Source organism: Stenotrophomonas sp. SrG, from assembly GCF_050031795.1.
In the GTDB taxonomy this organism is placed as follows: Bacteria; Pseudomonadota; Gammaproteobacteria; order Xanthomonadales; family Xanthomonadaceae; genus Stenotrophomonas; species Stenotrophomonas rhizophila_A.
Genome location: NZ_JBNBBE010000426.1, coordinates 1 through 258, shown reverse-complemented (window position 1 = coordinate 258; position 258 = coordinate 1). Strand labels below are relative to the sequence as shown.

Sequence of the window (258 nt, the reverse complement as noted above, 5' to 3'; positions counted from 1 at the left end):
CAGCTTGTCCTGCATGATCTTTTCCGCCTTGAGGGTGTCGCGGCGGTGGACCAGGTAGACCTTGCGGGCGATGGTGGACAGGTACAGCGCCTCTTCCACGGCGGTGTTGCCGCCGCCGACCACGACCACGTCCTGGTCACGGTAGTAGAAGCCGTCGCAGGTGGCGCAGGCCGACACGCCGCGGCCCTTGAAGGCCTCTTCGGTGGGACTGCCCAGGTACGTGGCGGTGGCGCGCGTGGCGATGATCAGGGCGTCGCA

The 258-nt window shown here is 67.4% G+C and carries 1 protein-coding gene; it reads right to left on the bottom strand.

The window, feature by feature from the left end; translation table 11 throughout:
- Positions 1 to 258: FAD-dependent oxidoreductase (locus ACQG3P_RS20335; RefSeq protein WP_426806053.1), on the bottom strand; the 258-nt coding region annotated here is incomplete at both ends.